Here is a 15996-nt window from a genome sequence, read left to right on the forward strand (position 1 = left end):
CGCGGCGTCTGACGGGCGTCTGCCGCACGACTGCTGCGCGCTATCAGGACTGGTAATTCCGGTCGCTGGAACGACTACTCGCGTATCAGTCCAGCAGTGACTCGACGGCCGCCGTCGCGATCTCGCCGGCCCGTTCGACCTCGGGGCGGCGGACGTACTCGCGCTCGGCGTGGGCCACCGCGCCCTCCTCGTCGGCCAGCACGCCGGGGCCGAACACGACCGTCGGCGCGTCGGCGGCGAAGTAGGAAGCCTCGGTCGCGGCCCCGAACGGGCGGAGTTCGCCCGCGCCAGCGTCCCGGAGCGCGGCCACCACGTCACTGTCCGCGGGCGTGGCGAACGCTTCGAGGAACGGCGTCTCGCGCTCGGTGTACTCGAAGGAGAGTTCCATCGAGTCGGGAATCCAGGACTGGAGGTGCGCTTCAAGTTGCTCGCGAAAGCCCTGCTGGGTCTCGGGCGGGACGCTCCGCCGGTCGACGGTAATCGCACACTCGGCTGGGAGCTGGTTGGTGGCCGCCCCGCCCTCGATCACGGTGGGTTCGAGCGTCGGCCGCCCGAGCGAGTCGTGTTCCGGCGGCCCGACCGTCTCGTCGTAGGACTCGATGGCCTGCAGGACTGGCGCTGCCGCGCGGATCGCACTCGCCCCGCTCTCGGGTTCCGCGGCGTGGGCCGCAACACCCTCGATCTCGACTGTGCCCTCGAACCGGCCCTTCGCGGCGTTACAGATGTCCAGTCCCGTGGGTTCGCCGACGATGTACCCGTCAGCGTCCAGATCCAGGGCCGCCGCCCCCGTCGAGTACACCTCCTCGTCGGGCGTGACCGCCAGGGTCAGCCTGCCGGATTCGATCTCGGCGTCGAGAAACGCCGACAACAGCGCCGCGAGCGGCCCCTTCGCGTCGCAGGCCCCGCGTCCGCGGACGGTCTCGCCGTCGATTTCGGGCGGGACGTGGGGCGGCACCGTGTCGATGTGTGTGTTGCAGACGATGTGGGGGCCGTCGTCGCCGCCCGCCTCGCCGTGGCCGCTCCCGTCGGCCGTCCGCGTCGCCAGCGTGTTGCCGGCGCCGTCGACGCGCGGGTCGACACCCTCGGCGTCGAGGGTCTCGACCAGGTACTCGCGCATCTCGGTCACGTCCTCGTGAGAGGGAATGCCGACGGCAGTTTCGTGGAAAGAGAGGGGGTCGAAGGTCATCAGTCGTCACCTGCGACCCCGTCGAGTTCCACGTCGAAGGTCGTCGGGTCGACGACGGTCACGGTGCCGGTGTACTCGCGCTCGACCGGCCCCTGCAGGAGTGCGTCGCGCTCGGTCAACTGGACGACGAGGCGACCACCCGGCGGGTGGGCCGGGACGCGCTGACCCCGTTCGACCTTGCCGAGCCGCTCGGCGGCGGCGACGATGGCCACCGCGCCCGTCCCGCAGGAGTCGGTCTCGGCCTCGACGCCGCGCTCGAAGGTCCGCTGGTCGAACCCGCGGACAGTCTCGTCGGTGTCCTCGCCATCGGCACGGGGGGCCGCGAAGTTGACGTTCGCGCCCTCGGGGAACACGTCGGCGTCCCGGACCGCGGGCGCGACGGCTTCCACGTCGACCGCCGTCACGTCGTCGACGAACGCGACTGCGTGTGGGACACCCGTGTTGACGGCGGTGACGGTCAGACCCTCGACGTCCCGCTCGATCAGCGGTTCGTCCCCGACGACGGGGACGCCGTCGGGGTCGAAGGTGGGCGCACCCATCTCGATAGTGACGCCCTGTTCGCCGATCTCGGCGCGACGCGTGCCGGCCTGCGTGTCGATCATGACCTCTGCCGAGCCGGTGCGCTCGGCGACCCACTTGGCCGCACAGCGCGCGCCGTTGCCGCACATGGCCGCGACGCTCCCGTCGGGCTGGACCAGCGTCATCACGACTCTGGGCGGGGAGTACTCGGGCTCCAGCGCCAGGAAGAGGACCCCGTCGGCCCCGCGTCTGCGCGCGTTGGGGTGATCGAGTCCGGTCTCCCGGTCGCAGAGTTCGGCCGCGAACGCCCGGCGGTCCGGAACGTCTTCGGCCGCGTCGACGATGATGAAGTCGTTGCCCGTGCCGTGGTATTTCTCTACTCCGACCATGTTTCACGTTCCGTGATGTCCGCGACCGCCTCCCGTCGAACCGCTAGCTGGGTCTCGTCACCGTCGAGGGCGACGACCGCCGGCCGCGGCCGGGAGTTGTAGTTGCTGCTCATCTCGTAGCCGTAGGCCCCCGCGTTGTCCACCGCGAGCAGGTCCTCCCGCTCGGGGTCGGGCAGGGGCCGATCTTCGCCCAGCACGTCCGCCGTCTCACAGATCGGACCGGCGACGGTCGCCGACACCGTCTCGCGGTCCCCGGCATCGGGAACCAGCGAGCGGATCGCGTGATACGAGTCGTACATCGCCGGGCGGACCAGCGTCGTCATGCCGGCGTCGACGCCGACGACCGTCGTCTCGGGTGTCGGCTTGACCGTGTTGACTCGGGTCAGCAACACGCCGGCGTCCGCGACGAAGTACCTGCCGGGTTCGATCCCGAGCCGGGCGTCCACGTCACCGAAGGCCTCGCGAGTCGCCCTCGCGACTGCGTCCAGATCGAGCGGGGCTTCGTCCTCCCGGTAGGGTACTCCGAGGCCGCCGCCGACGTTGACGAACTCGATACTGCCCACGTCGGCAATTACGCTTCGTGCCAGCTCGCCCATCCGTGCGACGAGTTCCCGGTGAGCTTCCAGATCCTCGCCGGAGATGCCGCTCCCGGCGTGAGCGTGCAGGCCCACGAGGTCGAACCCGCGGTCGACGGCCTCGCTGGCCAGTTCGGGCACCCGATTCAGCGGGACGCCGAACTTCGGGGCCGCGCCGGTCGAGACTTTCTCGTGGTGGCCGGCACCCACACCCGGATTCGCGCGAATGCAGAGTCGCCCGGAGAAGCCGCGTTCGGCGAGTTGATCGAGGGTATCGGCCGCGCCCACGGTCACGATCAGGTCCTCGTCGGCCGCGGCGTCGACCACGTAGTCGAGGTCCCGGGCGGGCGGGTTGACCGCCGTGTAGCGCACGTCCGCGCCGTCGAATCCGGCGGCGAGGGCGCGCTCGACTTCGCCTGCCGAGGCGCATTCGGCCCCGACGCCGGTGGAATCGATCGTCGAGAGTACCGGCCGAGTGGTGTTGGCCTTGACGGCGTAACTGATCTCCTCGCTGTCGAAGGCCCGCTGGAGACGAGCCGCGTTCTCGCGCACTCGCTCCAGATCGTAGACGTACAGCGGCGTGTCGTACTCGGCCGCGAGGCTGCGCAGTCGCTCGGCATCCCAGGCGGACAGCCGGCGGACCGCGGACCCGGAGTTCATTCTCGGAGTACGTCTTCGCGCTCGGTGCCTTCGAGGGTTTCGGTCTCGATGTCGGTCGCGACGACCGCGGGCTTGTAGGCCGCGCCAGGGATCAGGTCCTCGTCGCTGACCGAGGACTCGACGTAGCGGGCGAAGGCCCGGCGCTCCGGCGGCAGTTCGCCGTACAGCACCTGGTCCTCGACCAGATCGTAGACCGGAATCCGCGGCGTCAGGAGCGTGTTCTCGCCGACGATGGAGTTCTCTCCGACGCGGAAGCCGGAGGTGACGCGAGAGCCCGCGCCCAGCGAGACGCCGTCCTCGACGATGACCGGATCGTCTTCGACCGGTTCGAGGACGCCGCCGATCAGCGTGTTCGCGCCCAGCTTGACGTTCTCGCCGATCTGGGCACACGAGCCCACGGTATCACAGGAGTCGACGAGCGTGCCGTCGCCGATGTGTGCACCGATGTTCACGAAGGAGGGACTCATCATGATCGCGTCGCTGCCCACGTAGGCACCGCGGCGGATGACGGTCCCGTCTGGCGTGTTTCGGGAGCCGCGCTCGCCGATGTCGGCGGTCTCGCGCAGGGGGAGCACGTCGTGGTAGGCCACGTCGCCGTACTCGCGGGACTCGATCTCCCGGAGGCCAAAGTTGAGCAGGATGCCCTGCTTGACCCACTCGTTGACCTGCCAGTCCCCACTTACCGGTTCGGCGGCGCGGACCTCGCCGGCTTCGAGGGCTTCGAGGAACGCGTCGAGTGTGTCGGCGTCCTCGGCGGTGGCGTCGTCGGCGGTGAGGCCGTCGTCGTAGCGATTCCACAGGTTTTCGATGTCGGATTGCAGGCTCATTGGTCGATGACGTTCCCGAAGTCGTACCGGCCGGGCTCTTGGTTTTCGATCCAGACCGCGGCGTCGAGCGCGCCGGCCGCGAAGACGCTCCGGTCTTCGGCGTGGTGTGAGAGTGAGAGCACCTCGTCGTTGCCCGCCGCGATCAGTTCGTGTTCGCCGCGGATGTCGCCGGCCCGGCGCGCGAAGACACCGATCTCGTCCTCGTCACGGGGGGCGTGGCCTTCCCGGCCGTAGACCGGGTCCACGTCGCGTTCCTCCTGGACGGTTTCGAGCATCGTTTTGGCCGTCCCGGAGGGGGCGTCGATCTTCCCGTTGTGGTGGCTCTCCATCAGTTCGAGGTCGTAGTCGGGCACCGCGGGCAGGGCCTCCTCGATGGCCCGGAGCAGGGCGTGAACCCCGCGGGCGAAGTTGGTAGCCTTCAGCAGCGGGACGGTCTCGGCGGTCTCGTCCAGCCGAGCGAAACCATCCTCGTCGAAGCCGGTGGTGCCGACGACCATCCCGACGCCCGCCTCGCGGCAGGCCTCGGCCAGCGACAGCGTGGCCGCGGGGACGGTGAAGTCGACGGCCACGTCGGCGTCGTATTCGGCGAGTGCGTCCGCGGCCTCGCTGGCGTCGACGACGGGCACGCCCTGTACCTCGTCGGGGCCCTCGACGTCGAAGCCGACGACGACTTCCACGTCGTCGCGGTCGGCCGCGGTCTCGATGACAGTCTGGCCCATCCGGCCGGCCGCACCGTTGACCGCGACCCGTGTCATCGCTGGGCCTCCGCCGGCTCGGGGGCAGTCCCGTCGTCCAGATCGTCGAGTACCGCGCGGAGCGCGTCGAGCGTCTCGTCGGTGGCCCGCGAGAGCGGCGAGCGCATCCGCCCGGAGTCGTAGTGGCCGCGGATCTCCATGGCCTCCTTGATCGGAATCGGGTTGCTCTCGGTGAACAGGACCCGGAAGAGTTCGCCGAGTTCGTGGTGGTACTCGCGGGCGCGCTCGTAGTCGCCCGAAAGCGCGGCCCCGACCAGCGCGCAGGTCCGGGCGGGTTCGACGTTGGCCGAGACGCTGATACAGCCGCTGCCGCCGGTGGCGACGATCGGCAGGGTCATCGCGTCGTCGCCCGAGAGGACCTCGAAGTTCTGTTCGCGGGTGCGCTCGATGACCTCGGTGATGCGGTTCATGTCGCCGGAGGCGGCCTTGTAGCCGACGATGTTCTCGTGTTCGGCCAGCGTCACGGCGGACTCGACGGCGATGTTGCGGCCCGTCCGGGAGGGGACGTTGTAGATGATCTGCGGGAGGTCGACGGCGTCGGCGACCTGCCGGAAGTGGTTCTCCATACCGGCGGGTTCGGGCTTGTTGTAGTACGGGGAGATCAGGAGGAGGCCGTCGGCACCGGCGTCGGCGGCGCGTTCGGAGAGTTCCAGGGCCTCGCGGGTGTTGTTGCTACCCGACCCCGCGATGACGGTCACGTCGTCGACGGCGTCGGTGACGGCCTCGATGACTTCGACGTGCTGGTCGTGGGAGAGGGTGGCGCTCTCGCCCGTGGTGCCCATCGGCACGACGCCGTCGACGCCGCGCTGTTCGAGCCACTGGGCGTGCTCGCGGAGTGTCTCGAAGTCGATACTCTCGTCTGCGTGGAACGGCGTGGTCATCGCGGGGAACACGCCGGTGAAGGTGTCGTACGTCATTGCTGTGGTATGTGTGTGTCCTGCGGGATATACTGATCGGACGATGCGCGCGGGACAACGAGTGTGGCCCGCGACGGGGTCGCTACGCCCGCCGTGAGCCTACTGCGCGCGTTTCTTCGGTTTCGCGTGGCGGCGCTGCCGCACCAGCCCCCGAAAACGGACCGCGCCACACCGGTTGCTGGTCGGCGACCCAGCGAGTTCCAGCGTGGCCCGTTGCATACACGAGCGACTGTGACGAGACGACTTAGGCGTTGCGACACTTCCCCGGTGGCCGCCCTCGCCAACCGCTGTGGCCCCGTCCGATAGCCTTTATCCCGCAGGGTCTCCAAGCGTGGGCTATGACTGACGTGCATCCCGGGCAGCGCGTGGCAATGCTCGCCGACGCGCAGAACCTCTATCACACCGCCCGGAGCCTCTATACGCGCAACATCGACTACGCGTCACTGCTTGAAGAAGGCGTCAACGGCCGCGAGCTGACTCGTGCCATCGCGTACGTGATCCGAGCGGAGGCCGAAGACGAGGAGAGTTTCTTCGAGGCGCTGGTCGACATCGGCTTCGAGACGAAGATCAAGGACATCAAGACGTTCGGTGACGGGTCGAAGAAGGCCGACTGGGACGTGGGGATGAGCCTCGACGCGGTGACGCTGGCCGATCACGTCGACACCGTCGTCCTCTGTACCGGTGACGGCGACTTCTCGCGGCTCTGTCGCCACCTGAAACACGAGGGCTGCAAGGTCGAGATCATGGCCTTCCGCGAGTCGACCGCCGAGGAACTGATCGAAGCGGCAGACACGTTCCGCGACCTCAGCGAAGAACAGGAGACGTTCTTGCTCTAGACGGGCTGACCGCCTTCGGAGGTCCCCAGAAGCACCGATCCGGCCGCGAGCAACAGCGCCGCGACGCTCCCGGCGATGGCCGGCAGCGGAATCTGCTGGAGGCCCGTCCCGAGGATCAGCGCCGCACCGATCAGCAACAAGACCGCACCGCCCACGACTTTCGTCGAATTACTTGGCATACTACGCCGAAGTATGTAATTCTCGCGTATAAATCCATCCAAAATCACCAGCGAGACCGATGTTAACTCGTGACGGGGAGTGGGTAGAACGACAATTGGTGACATGGTTCACAGACTCCGTCGCGGGTGGAAGGTGTTTAGTCGCTGGCTCGGGAACGGGGAGGCGATGAACGACGAGGACGGGCGGATGCTCCGCCGGGTCGCGGACTACCAGTTCGGTGCGGGCGCGGGCGCGGCACTCTTTCCCACCGAGGAGGATCTGGAGGTCTATCGGACGACATCTGGCCGACCACAGCAGGTGGTCGCCGACGCCGGTCGACTGGTGACCTACGCCGTGGAGGGACGGTTCACGCTCAGTCCGGCCGGCGCGCGGCGGCTGCTCGACGCGCTCGACGGCCCGACACACCGCGTCGTAGTCGGCGAGGAGAGCGACCCGTTCGTCCGGGAGGGTCGCAACACCTTCGCGAAGTTCGTGAAGCGGGCCGATCCGGGGATTCGGCCGGGCGACGAGGTGGCGGTCGTCCGTGACGACGACACCCTGCTCGGTGTCGGTCGCGCCGAGCTGGCCGGCGAAGATATGCTCGACTTCGGGACTGGGATGGCCGTGTTCGTGCGCCACGGGGTCGGGCCGGCCGAGGACGAGAGCGGCGAAGCGGACGCGGACGAAGGCGAAGCGAGCTGAGCGGGGCGGTCGCGGTGGCGGTGCGGTTGCGGAGGGTCACACTGCTGTCGGACCGGACGCGGGCCGGCGGCCCGCGTCCGGCTTTTTTCGCCACCGGAAGACTCACTGCGTTCGTCTTCCGAGCCCCCGCTCACTTCGTTCGCGGGGACCACGTTTTTTGGGAGAGGGGTCGCTCTGCGACCCCCTCGTGAAAAAAGGTGGTGCGAAGAGATTTTGAGTGCAGGGCGCAACCTCCCGGGTATGTTCGGAGGAGGCGGCTTCGATCCGCAGAAGATGCAACAGATGATGGACCAGTTCGGCATCGACATCGACGAACTCGACGCCGAGGAAGTCGTCATCCGCACGGCCGACGAGGAACTCGTGTTCACCGACGCGGAGGTCCAGCGGATGGACGCGCAGGGCCAGGAGACCTACCAGGTCATCGGCACGCCCGAGAGTCGCGAACCCGGGGAGGGCTCGGCGATCGAGAGCGGTGGCGGTGACGACGACGGTGGTTCCGGTGGGATCCCGGATGCCGACATCGAGATCGTCGCCAACCGCGCCGGTGTGAGCGAAGACGACGCCCGCGAGGCCCTCGAAGCGGAGGACGGCAACCTCGCGGCGGCCGTCGAGCGCCTGGAGTAACGTGGCGCTCTTGCTGGTCCGGGCCGACCGGGAGTACCTGCTGGAGCGTGGCGAACGCCTCGAGACGGATCTGGGGATCCTCGACGTGCCGGAAGACGCCGCGGCGGGAGACGTCGTCACGACGCATCTCGACGAGGCGTTCACGGTCCGTGAGCTGCGGGGCCCGGACTGTTTCAACCACTTCGAGCGCACGGGCGCGCCGATGATGCCACGCGACGTGGGGCTCATCATGGGCCACACCGGCGTCTCCGAGGGTGACACGGTACTGGACGCGGGGACAGGGACCGGCGTCCTCGCGGCGTATATGGGCCGAGCGGGGGCCGACGTGATCACCTACGAACAGGACGCCGACTTCGCCGAGGTGGCCCGGGAGAACATGGCGCTGGCCGGCGTCGCCGATCAGGTGGAGGTGCGGACGGGCGACGTGACCGAGCACCTCGACGTCGGGCCGGTGGACGTGCTGACGCTGGACACCGAGGACGCGGCGACGGTGGTCGAACACGCTGCGGACCTGCTGACGCCGGGCGGGTGTCTCGCGGTGTACTCGCCGTTCGTCGAGGGGACCCGCGAGGTCGCCCGGACCGCACGCGGCGTCGGGCTGGAGGGGGTCGAGACGCTGGAGACGATCCAGCGGGAGATGGACTTCGACGACCGCGGGTCGCGGCCGTCGACCGCGGGGGTCGGCCACACCGGTTTCCTGACCTTCGCCCGCAGGGAGTGAGCCATGCCCGACCGACGCGGTCCGGATCGACAGGGCCTGCTCGGAGTGGTCGACGGCGCGCTCACGATGGCGACCGCGCCCGCCGTGGAGGCGGCCGCCAACCTGCTGGTCGATCTCGACGGCGCGCGCCTGCGACTCCCCTCTGTCGGCGGACCGGTCCACATCGAGATCGAACGGTTCCGCGAGGCGGCCCGGATCGTCCGGGCGGAGGGGGAGACGCTGGAGCGACTCGACGCGACGCTGCGGACCGGCGGGTACACGGCGGAGGTGTACGTCGGTGAGACGCGGGTCGCGTTGCTCGGGGTCGGTGCGGATCCGGGACGCGTGAGCCGGTGGCTCGGTGACGGGCGGACGGAGTTACTGGCACGCGGGGTCGTCGCGGCGGCCGTTCGCCGGCGCTAGCGGACGGCCTTGACCAGGGTGAGCAGTTCCTGCCGGAAGGAGTCGGGATCGATGTCGATACCGGGGATCGAGATGCCCAGCAGGTCCGACAGCGACGCCGCGGGGTAGGCACCGCCGGCCAGCCGGAACTCGCCGCCGTTGGACCAGACGGCGAGGTACCCCTCGACGGGCACGTCGACGACGCTAGTCTCGATGGACGCCTCGTAGGCCTGCAACGAGGCGCGGTCGCCGGTCGCGACGCGGATGCGGTCGTGGCCGGCCTTCGAGACTTCGCCGAAGCCCCGATCCCGCAGTCGGGTCTTGAACACGCTGTTTGCCTGCGTGCGGACGGTAGTGAAGACGGCCGCGGGGCCGACGGCCGGGGGCAGTGCGGGCGTGAACTCCAGTCGGGTCGCGAAGAAGAATCGCCACATCCGGTCGACGGAGCCGCCGGTGAGACTGCTGACCGTGGACCGGAGGTCCTGATCGTCGTAGACCGCGGTGTGGCCGACGACGCGGGCGACCGGTAACTCGAAGACGGTCTCGCTCGACCTGTCGGTGACGGCCCAGCCGTCGAGTTCGTCGTCGGGTACCCGCGGGGTCCCGTCACCGCTCATCCGTCAGTGATCGTCCTCACGCCACTTGTGTTCACACTCGGTGCAGGTGAAGAACCGCGTTTCGCTCTCGTCGGCGGCGCGGATCTGTTTCATCTCCCAGAACGCACGGTCGTTGCCACACTCGGGACAGTGGGCAGCGGTCGTCGGGCCCATATCCTCGGCGTCGACTTCCGAGGTGTCGATCACCTCGCTCTCCTCCTGGGACTGGGTGGAGGTCATCGCCGCCTCGTTTTCCGAATCGCGAGGCGCCTCGTAGCCACAGCTCCCGCAGATCCACATTCCGTCGTCGGTTTTCATCATCGAACCGCACTCGTCACAGAACTCCATGTTAGCTACCAGTTACAGGATGCCCCCCTAAAACCCCCTCGGATCCCACAGACCGCGATCCGCGACCACTCCCTCGACCGGCGGGAACCGCCGAGCGTGACCACAACGATCATACGAGGAGCGTCCCCGTGTGTGGACAGATGTTCGGGACGGACCGTCGGGTGCTGGTGCTCGCGCTAGCACGCATGGCCGACGCGGTCGCCAACTCGTTTCTGATCGTCGTCCTGCCGCTGTTTATCGCCAGCGGCGGCGTCGACATCTCGGGACTGGTCGGAACCAGCGTCCCGGTCGTCGGTCTGGCGGTCACCGAGGAACTCCTGATCGGCGTCGTCCTCTCGCTCTTTGGCCTGCTCAACAGCTTCGGCCAGCCCTTCACCGGGCGGCTCTCCGACCGGACGGGGAAACGGAAGCTGTACGTCCTGCTGGGGCTGGCACTGCTGGCGGTCGCGTCGCTGGGCTACCTGTACACGGACAGTTACACCGTCATCGTCGTCCTCCGGATGCTCCAGGGCGTCGGCGCAGCGTTCACGATTCCCTGTACCATCGCGCTGGTGAACGAACTCGCCACCGAGACCAGCCGCGGCGGGAACTTCGGCGTGTTCAACACCTTCCGCCTGCTCGGGTTCGGGTTCGGGCCTGTCGTCGCCGGCACGGTCGTCGAGGCCGGCCCCTACCGGTTCCCGGTCGTCGGCGGTCTCTCGGGGTTCGACGCGGCCTTTCTGGTCGCCGTCGTGGGTGCCCTGGTGAGTTTCGGACTGGTGAGTCTCCTGGTCTCGGACCCCGAAGAGACGAACGCGACCGCGGGCGACGAACTGGGGCTCGCCATCCGGGACCCGAACGGCCGGCACCTGCTCGACCCGGTCTTCGCCATCGCGGTCGCGACGCTGTGTCTCTCGGTCGGCATCGCCCTCTTTGCCACCCTGCAGGGCCGAATCAACGCCCGGCTCGGGCAGGCACCGGTCCTCTTTGGCCTCCAGTTCGCGGCGGTCGTCATCGCCAACGTCGTCTTCCAGATCCCCATCGGCCGGGCCAGCGACAGGTACGGGCGCAGACCCTTCCTGCTGGTCGGGTCGGCCCTGCTCGCGCCCGCGGTTCTCGCGCAGGGACTCGTGACGACACCGGCCGGAATGCTCGCCGCCCGGACGCTCCACGGCGTCGCTGTCGGGATGGTGTACGCGCCGGGGCTGGCGCTGGCCGGCGACCTCACCGGCGAGGGTCAGTCCGGGACCCAGCTGTCCCTGCTGACGATGGCCTTCGGTCTCGGGACGGCCCTCGGACCCCTCCTGTCGGGCTATCTCGTCCGCTTTGGCTTCGTCGTGCCGTTCGCGTTCGGCGGTGCACTCGGACTGGTCGCGCTGCTCCTGGTCTACACGCAGGTCGAGGAGACGCTCCCGGATGCCGGCGGGGCGGCCGAGGCGGTCCCGCAGGACTGACCGGCCGGTGGGCCCAGCGCCACCGGGACAACAGCTATCACCGTGCCGTCACTTGAGACAGGCGTGAGCCAGATCGCACAGCTCTCGGAACTGGTAGTGGGGTCGTTCGAGGCGTTCGTCGCCGGTCTCGTCGGTGCGATCCCCCAGTTGCTCGGGGGCCTCGTCTTCGTCGTCCTCGCGTATATCGGTATCAAGGTCGTGACGACCGTTCTCCGGTCGGTCCTGTCCAGAACCACGCCCAGAGAGCAGGGACTCGTCGTCGATCTGGTCGTCCTGATCGTCAGCATCTTTCTGTGGTTCGGGGCCGGCCTCGCATTGCTGAACATCGTCGGTCTCGGCGACCTCGCGGCGAGTCTCGGGACCGCCGTCGGCTTCATCGCACTGGGGGTCTCCTATGCCCTCTCGGAGATGATCGAGGACACCGTCGCCGGCGTCTACCTGCTCCGGGACCCCGACTTCAACCCCGGAGACACCGTGACGATGACCGCCGGGACGGGCGTCGTCGCCGAGATCGGGCTCCGGAAGAGTCGGTTCGACCTGGAGAACGGCGACCGACTGGTGGTCGCCAACAGGGACGTGGAGAAAAAGTGGACGAAAACGGCGGAGTGACGGACACCTGACGGGCGGTGACGGACTCAGTTGTTGGCCTGCCAGTCGTCGCAGGCTTCCATATCCGACATGACCTCCGTGTGGAGGGTGCAGGCCGGCCGGATCTCGCCGTCGGCCCGGACGTACTGGAAGTGCTCGCAGTTGCCACAGTAGGCGTCGGGCTGGCCGCGGGTCTCGGCGGCCTCGACGACCTCGTCGGGGACCGGTTCGGCGTCGTCCATCCCGCTCCCCTGGGCGGCCGCACCGCCGTCGCTCGCGGCGGTCTGGCCGCCGGACGGAGGGGTCGTCTCCTCGCGTGCGTAGAGCACGTCACCCTCGTCGGCGCTGTTGGTCTGGGTCTCGACTTCACCGTCCGGGTTCTGCCCGAACAGGCCGATACCACCCAGTCCAGGGACGGAGCCGGAGACTTCCAGGATGCGGGTGGTTCCCTCCTCGGTCACCTCCATGCGGACCGTGCCGCCGGGGTCGGTGCGGGTCTTGAAGTTGGCGACGGCGACGAACAGGCACCAGAACAGCGTGATCGTCCCGAGGAAGTAGACGACGACCACGGGCAGGGTGAGGTCCGGGCCGGTCCCGGAGCCGACCCACTGGTAGGGGTAGGCCTCCCGGAAGAGGACGACGCCGAACACGGAGAGGCTCGCGCCGATCACGGCCGCCGCCCGGGCGCGCCGCGAGGCGGGGAGGACGGCGAAGCTCCCGAGGAACGCCGCGGGCAACCCCAGGCCCGCGAGGACGCCGGCCAGTTCCCGCGCACCGAAGGTCGTGAGGCCGAGCTGGTCGGCCAGTCCCGTCGTCGCGACGACGATGGCGGTGACGACCATCACTGCTCCGAGACCGAACAGCGACAGGCCGAGGAATCGCCGGCGTCGACCCGCGACGCCGCCGACGCCGCCGTCGTAGACGTCCGTCAGGTTTGCCATGCGGGGCGGTACGTGACCAGTCCACAAAACAACCCGTCAGACACGCGGCAGACGGCCCGGTCAGTATCCCCGGAGCGTCTCGACACTGATCGGGACGTAGTGGTTGTCGCCCTCGATTTTCGGGCCATCCGGTGAGACTCTGAGGTGGTATTGATGGTCCGCATCGACCGAGTACACCAGCGTGCCGCTGACTTCTTCACCGGGTTCGAGGCGGATGTCGTTCTCGTAGATGTGAAACACATCGTTGTCGACGCCCGGGTCGTACCCGACGACATCCGCCCGGAAGCTCGGAGAGTACACGTCGTCGTGGTCGGCGGTGACGAGTGCGACGACGCCCCCGCTCCGTCCCTCGACCATGACCGAATCGTTGCCGACGTTCTCGAAGGTCACGGACACGAGGAGAAACACCTCGTCGGTGGGTGTCATGGGCGTCGAGTCGCCGACGGGGTCGGCACCCAGGAGCGCTCGCGCGCCGGTGACGTTGGCCCGGAGCTTCCCGTCTTCGTGTGCGTTCACGACGAACGACTCGTTCATCTCGTGGGTGACGTTCCCGCGCTCGGCGTCCGTGTCAACGTCGATAGCGACGAGCCACATCGAGGACGCCGCCGCGACGAGGACGACGACCGCGACCACCGGTCCGCGAAGTTCGACGCCCCCGCGCCGTTGGAGTTGCTCCCGGACCGGTGGGAGTGCGAGCAGTCCCGCGCCCACGGCGAGCGCGCCGGGGAGCGGGAGCTTCTGTGCGGTGACGAGCCCGAACAGGACGAGAAAGACGCCCACACACCAGACCACGAGTCGCCGCGCGGAAACGTCGATCCGCAGTCGTCGTCGCGTCGGCGGGAAGACGTACAGCCCCAGCAACAGGATGACGACACCGACCGGCGGTGCGCCGATCAGCGAGAGTGCGCCGAGTGCGAGCAACACCAGTCCGCCGACGTATGCCAGCCGTCCTTTGAGATTCCAACGCACGGGCGAAGGTGGCGTATCCGGCGACTAAAAGCCTGTTACTCGGTGTTCGCGCCGTCCGGGTGCGACTGACGCCCGGTACGCGTCCTCGCATCGACCCGGGAGTGACTGCCGACAAACCGAAGGGCCACGGGGTGAAACCCACGGGCACTGGGGACTACAGTTCAGTATGGTCACAGCGCTCGTCGTCGTCGGCTTGCTCGTCGCAGCGTTCGTCGGGTACAACATCGGTGGCTCGTCGACCGGGGTCGCGTTCGGCCCGGCGGTCGGCAGTCGGATCGTGCGGAAGACCACTGCGGCGGCGCTTTTCACCCTCTTTGCATTCGTCGGGGCCTGGACCGTCGGGCGCAACGTCATCGACACCATGAGCGACGGGATCGTCCCCGCCGCGCAGTTCTCACCGACGGCCAGCGTGGGCGTTCTCTTTTTTACCGGGCTCGCACTCCTGATCTCGAACATCTATGGCGTCCCCGCTTCCACGTCGATGACCGCGGTCGGTGCCATCGTCGGGCTGGGGCTGGCGACCGGGACGCTCGACGCGGCACTGATGTTCACCATCGTCTCGGCGTGGATCGTCGCGCCGCTGATCGGCTTCGGTGTCGGTGCCGCCATCGGCCGCTATCTCTACCCCCACCTGGACGCCAGGCTCTCCTTTGGCCGGATGCGCGACCCGCTGTTGCGAATCGACCGGTCCGGATTCGTCCCGCGGCCCGGACTCAACGAGAACGCCTCCACGCGGGACCTGATCGGTGCCGCCCTCGTCCTCGTGATCGCCTGTTACATGGGCTTCTCGGCAGGGGCCTCGAACGCGGCCAACGCCGTCGCACCGCTGGTCGGCAACGGCTCGATCACCATGAACCAGGGCATCCTGCTGGCGGTCGGAACTATCGGCCTCGGCGGGTTCACCATCGCCCGGCGGACGCTGGCGACCGTCGGCAACGACATCACCGACCTGCCGATTCTGGCGGCACTGATCGTCTCGCTCGTCGGCGCGACGATCATCACCGTCCTCTCACAGCTGGGGATCCCGGCGAGTCTCGCGGTGAGTACCACCTGCTGTATCATCGGCCTGGGCTGGGGCCGGGCCAGCCGGACCGCGACGCTGGCGGAGCTGGCGAAGCCGACACCACCGGGCGAAGGGGAGACGGACCTCGCCACGGGGTCGCTCGCCACCTCGCCGGCCGGCGAGGAGAGTGCCGGGCCGACGGTCGGGCAACTCGCGACCGGCGAGGCCGAAGCGCCGACCGAACCCCCGGAGAACCCCGACATTCCCGGGATCGGGAACGAAGCGCCCGAGGAAGTGACCGCCGAGAGCCTGTTCGATCCGGCGGCCACGGCCCGGATCGTCACGCTGTGGATCCTCTCGCCCGTGGTGTCGGTCGTGGGCTCGTACATCCTGTTCGCCCTGCTGCTGTGACCCAACACGTTTGTCGCCACCCGTCGTAGGGACCGTATGGACGTACTCGTCCCCATGGACGACTCCGAGATGGCCGAACACGCCCTCGAATACGCACTCGACGTGTTCGACGACGCCGAGATCACCGTACTGACGGTCGTCGGCGAGCCGTCGATCATGTGGGGTGAGGCGGCGGCGATCGCGATCGCCGACGATATGCAGGAAGCGGCCGAGGAACACGGCCAGACGGTCGCGGACCGGGCCGGCGAGATCGCGGCCGACCACGACACCGAGGTCGACGTGTCGGTCCGGACCGGCCACCCGTCACGAGCGATCCTCGACGCCGCCGAGGACTACGACACCATCGTCCTCGGGAGCCACGGAGGATCGGTGGCCGACCGGCTGATGGTCGGCAACGTCGCGGAGACGGTGTTCCGGCGAGCGCCGGTTCCGGTGACGGTCGTCCGCTGAGACTAC

General features: G+C 68.6%; 20 protein-coding genes. 9 read left to right on the forward strand and 11 right to left on the reverse strand.

Annotated elements, in window-relative coordinates; translation table 11 throughout:
- Positions 1-85: 85 nt before the first annotated feature.
- Genes BMX17_RS02600 through dapA form a run of 6 tightly spaced genes read right to left on the reverse strand, consistent with a single transcriptional unit; the run spans position 86 to position 5828 of the window.
- Positions 86-1186, reverse strand: coding sequence for a M20 family metallopeptidase (locus BMX17_RS02600; protein ID WP_092657349.1), 1101 nt, complete (start codon positions 1184-1186; stop codon positions 86-88).
- On the reverse strand, positions 1186-2094 hold the full coding sequence (gene dapF / locus BMX17_RS02605) for a diaminopimelate epimerase (protein WP_092657351.1): 909 nt from the start codon (positions 2092-2094) through the stop codon (positions 1186-1188). The genes BMX17_RS02600 and dapF overlap by 1 nt, the downstream gene beginning before the upstream one ends.
- The gene (gene lysA, locus BMX17_RS02610) at positions 2082-3329 is read right to left on the reverse strand and encodes a diaminopimelate decarboxylase (RefSeq protein WP_092657353.1); all 1248 of its coding nucleotides are present in this window, start codon (positions 3327-3329) and stop codon (positions 2082-2084) included. Before lysA ends, dapF begins: the two co-directional genes overlap by 13 nt.
- A complete protein-coding gene (locus tag BMX17_RS02615; protein ID WP_092657355.1) occupies positions 3326-4156 on the reverse strand; it encodes a 2,3,4,5-tetrahydropyridine-2,6-dicarboxylate N-succinyltransferase in 831 nt (276 codons plus the stop codon). Before BMX17_RS02615 ends, lysA begins: the two co-directional genes overlap by 4 nt.
- A complete protein-coding gene (gene dapB / locus BMX17_RS02620) occupies positions 4153-4911 on the reverse strand; it encodes a 4-hydroxy-tetrahydrodipicolinate reductase (RefSeq protein ID WP_092657357.1) in 759 nt (252 codons plus the stop codon). The genes BMX17_RS02615 and dapB overlap by 4 nt, the downstream gene beginning before the upstream one ends.
- Entirely contained in the window at positions 4908-5828 is a 921-nt protein-coding gene (gene dapA, locus BMX17_RS02625) for a 4-hydroxy-tetrahydrodipicolinate synthase (RefSeq protein ID WP_092657359.1), read from the reverse strand. Before dapA ends, dapB begins: the two co-directional genes overlap by 4 nt.
- 338 nt (positions 5829-6166) lie before the next feature.
- Here dapA and BMX17_RS02630 point away from each other — a divergent pair, with 338 nt between their 5' ends.
- Positions 6167-6664 (forward strand): LabA-like NYN domain-containing protein, encoded by a 498-nt coding sequence (locus BMX17_RS02630; RefSeq protein ID WP_092657361.1) that lies wholly within the window; start codon positions 6167-6169, stop codon positions 6662-6664.
- Here BMX17_RS02630 and BMX17_RS02635 read toward each other — a convergent pair.
- Positions 6661-6843: a DUF8178 family membrane protein gene (locus BMX17_RS02635; protein ID WP_092657363.1), complete on the reverse strand. Its 183-nt coding sequence runs from the start codon at positions 6841-6843 to the stop codon at positions 6661-6663. The two genes, BMX17_RS02630 and BMX17_RS02635, sit on opposite strands and share 4 nt — an antisense overlap.
- 166 nt (positions 6844-7009) lie before the next feature.
- Here BMX17_RS02635 and BMX17_RS02640 point away from each other — a divergent pair, with 166 nt between their 5' ends.
- From BMX17_RS02640 to BMX17_RS02655, 4 genes are all read left to right on the forward strand, one after another.
- Positions 7010-7525 carry a PUA domain-containing protein gene (locus tag BMX17_RS02640; RefSeq protein WP_092657365.1) on the forward strand — a complete coding sequence of 172 codons (516 nt, stop codon included), beginning with the start codon at positions 7010-7012 and terminating at the stop codon, positions 7523-7525.
- A 240-nt stretch (positions 7526-7765) separates the two neighbouring features.
- On the forward strand, positions 7766-8149 hold the full coding sequence (locus BMX17_RS02645) for a nascent polypeptide-associated complex protein (protein ID WP_092657367.1): 384 nt from the start codon (positions 7766-7768) through the stop codon (positions 8147-8149).
- A gap of 1 nt (position 8150) precedes the next feature.
- Complete coding sequence (locus tag BMX17_RS02650) at positions 8151-8870, forward strand: methyltransferase domain-containing protein (protein ID WP_092657369.1); 720 nt, start codon at positions 8151-8153, stop codon at positions 8868-8870.
- A gap of 3 nt (positions 8871-8873) precedes the next feature.
- On the forward strand, positions 8874-9272 hold the full coding sequence (locus BMX17_RS02655; protein ID WP_092657371.1) for a hypothetical protein: 399 nt from the start codon (positions 8874-8876) through the stop codon (positions 9270-9272).
- Here BMX17_RS02655 and BMX17_RS02660 read toward each other — a convergent pair.
- Both BMX17_RS02660 and BMX17_RS02665 read right to left on the reverse strand, forming a co-directional pair.
- Positions 9269-9868 carry a DUF6517 family protein gene (locus BMX17_RS02660; RefSeq protein ID WP_092657373.1) on the reverse strand — a complete coding sequence of 200 codons (600 nt, stop codon included), beginning with the start codon at positions 9866-9868 and terminating at the stop codon, positions 9269-9271. The two genes, BMX17_RS02655 and BMX17_RS02660, sit on opposite strands and share 4 nt — an antisense overlap.
- Positions 9869-9871: 3 nt before the next feature.
- The gene (locus BMX17_RS02665) at positions 9872-10195 is read right to left on the reverse strand and encodes a transcription factor S (protein ID WP_092657375.1); all 324 of its coding nucleotides are present in this window, start codon (positions 10193-10195) and stop codon (positions 9872-9874) included.
- 140 nt (positions 10196-10335) lie between these two features.
- Between BMX17_RS02665 and BMX17_RS02670 the strand changes: the two genes are divergently transcribed.
- Together BMX17_RS02670 and BMX17_RS02675 are read left to right on the forward strand one after the other, a co-directional pair.
- A complete protein-coding gene (locus BMX17_RS02670; RefSeq protein WP_092657377.1) occupies positions 10336-11628 on the forward strand; it encodes an MFS transporter in 1293 nt (430 codons plus the stop codon).
- A 72-nt stretch (positions 11629-11700) separates the two neighbouring features.
- Positions 11701-12237: a mechanosensitive ion channel domain-containing protein gene (locus BMX17_RS02675; protein WP_092657802.1), complete on the forward strand. Its 537-nt coding sequence runs from the start codon at positions 11701-11703 to the stop codon at positions 12235-12237.
- Between the two features lie 26 nt (positions 12238-12263).
- Here the strand turns inward: BMX17_RS02675 and BMX17_RS02680 are convergent, their stop codons facing one another.
- Both BMX17_RS02680 and BMX17_RS02685 read right to left on the reverse strand, forming a co-directional pair.
- A complete protein-coding gene (locus BMX17_RS02680) occupies positions 12264-13157 on the reverse strand; it encodes a cell division protein CdpA domain-containing protein (protein ID WP_092657379.1) in 894 nt (297 codons plus the stop codon).
- Positions 13158-13217: 60 nt separating this feature from the next.
- Positions 13218-14126, reverse strand: a complete 909-nt coding sequence (locus BMX17_RS02685; RefSeq protein WP_092657381.1) for a DUF4352 domain-containing protein — start codon at positions 14124-14126, stop codon at positions 13218-13220.
- A gap of 166 nt (positions 14127-14292) precedes the next feature.
- On the opposite strand from BMX17_RS02685, the gene BMX17_RS02690 reads away from it, so the two are divergent.
- A complete protein-coding gene (locus tag BMX17_RS02690; RefSeq protein WP_092657383.1) occupies positions 14293-15540 on the forward strand; it encodes an inorganic phosphate transporter in 1248 nt (415 codons plus the stop codon).
- Positions 15541-15576: 36 nt separating this feature from the next.
- Complete coding sequence (locus tag BMX17_RS02695) at positions 15577-15990, forward strand: universal stress protein (protein ID WP_092657385.1); 414 nt, start codon at positions 15577-15579, stop codon at positions 15988-15990.
- Positions 15991-15996: the final 6 nt, after the last annotated feature.

The sequence above is a fragment of the Halorientalis persicus genome, from assembly GCF_900110215.1.
Lineage (GTDB): Archaea > Halobacteriota > Halobacteria > Halobacteriales > Haloarculaceae > Halorientalis > Halorientalis persica.

Bases quoted from the DNA above. Each gene is read 5' to 3' on its own strand.
- BMX17_RS02600 (WP_092657349.1), bottom strand. From the start codon at position 1,186: ATGACCTTCGACCCCCTCTCTTTCCACGAAACTGCCGTCGGCATTCCC.
- dapF (WP_092657351.1), bottom strand. From the start codon at position 2,094: ATGGTCGGAGTAGAGAAATACCACGGCACGGGCAACGACTTCATCATC.
- lysA (WP_092657353.1), bottom strand. From the start codon at position 3,329: ATGAACTCCGGGTCCGCGGTCCGCCGGCTGTCCGCCTGGGATGCCGAG.
- BMX17_RS02615 (WP_092657355.1), bottom strand. From the start codon at position 4,156: ATGAGCCTGCAATCCGACATCGAAAACCTGTGGAATCGCTACGACGAC.
- dapB (WP_092657357.1), bottom strand. From the start codon at position 4,911: ATGACACGGGTCGCGGTCAACGGTGCGGCCGGCCGGATGGGCCAGACT.
- dapA (WP_092657359.1), bottom strand. From the start codon at position 5,828: ATGACGTACGACACCTTCACCGGCGTGTTCCCCGCGATGACCACGCCG.
- BMX17_RS02630 (WP_092657361.1), top strand. From the start codon at position 6,167: ATGACTGACGTGCATCCCGGGCAGCGCGTGGCAATGCTCGCCGACGCG.
- BMX17_RS02635 (WP_092657363.1), bottom strand. From the start codon at position 6,843: ATGCCAAGTAATTCGACGAAAGTCGTGGGCGGTGCGGTCTTGTTGCTG.
- BMX17_RS02640 (WP_092657365.1), top strand. From the start codon at position 7,010: ATGAACGACGAGGACGGGCGGATGCTCCGCCGGGTCGCGGACTACCAG.
- BMX17_RS02645 (WP_092657367.1), top strand. From the start codon at position 7,766: ATGTTCGGAGGAGGCGGCTTCGATCCGCAGAAGATGCAACAGATGATG.
- BMX17_RS02655 (WP_092657371.1), top strand. From the start codon at position 8,874: ATGCCCGACCGACGCGGTCCGGATCGACAGGGCCTGCTCGGAGTGGTC.
- BMX17_RS02660 (WP_092657373.1), bottom strand. From the start codon at position 9,868: ATGAGCGGTGACGGGACCCCGCGGGTACCCGACGACGAACTCGACGGC.
- BMX17_RS02665 (WP_092657375.1), bottom strand. From the start codon at position 10,195: ATGGAGTTCTGTGACGAGTGCGGTTCGATGATGAAAACCGACGACGGA.
- BMX17_RS02670 (WP_092657377.1), top strand. From the start codon at position 10,336: ATGTTCGGGACGGACCGTCGGGTGCTGGTGCTCGCGCTAGCACGCATG.
- BMX17_RS02680 (WP_092657379.1), bottom strand. From the start codon at position 13,157: ATGGCAAACCTGACGGACGTCTACGACGGCGGCGTCGGCGGCGTCGCG.
- BMX17_RS02690 (WP_092657383.1), top strand. From the start codon at position 14,293: ATGGTCACAGCGCTCGTCGTCGTCGGCTTGCTCGTCGCAGCGTTCGTC.
- BMX17_RS02695 (WP_092657385.1), top strand. From the start codon at position 15,577: ATGGACGTACTCGTCCCCATGGACGACTCCGAGATGGCCGAACACGCC.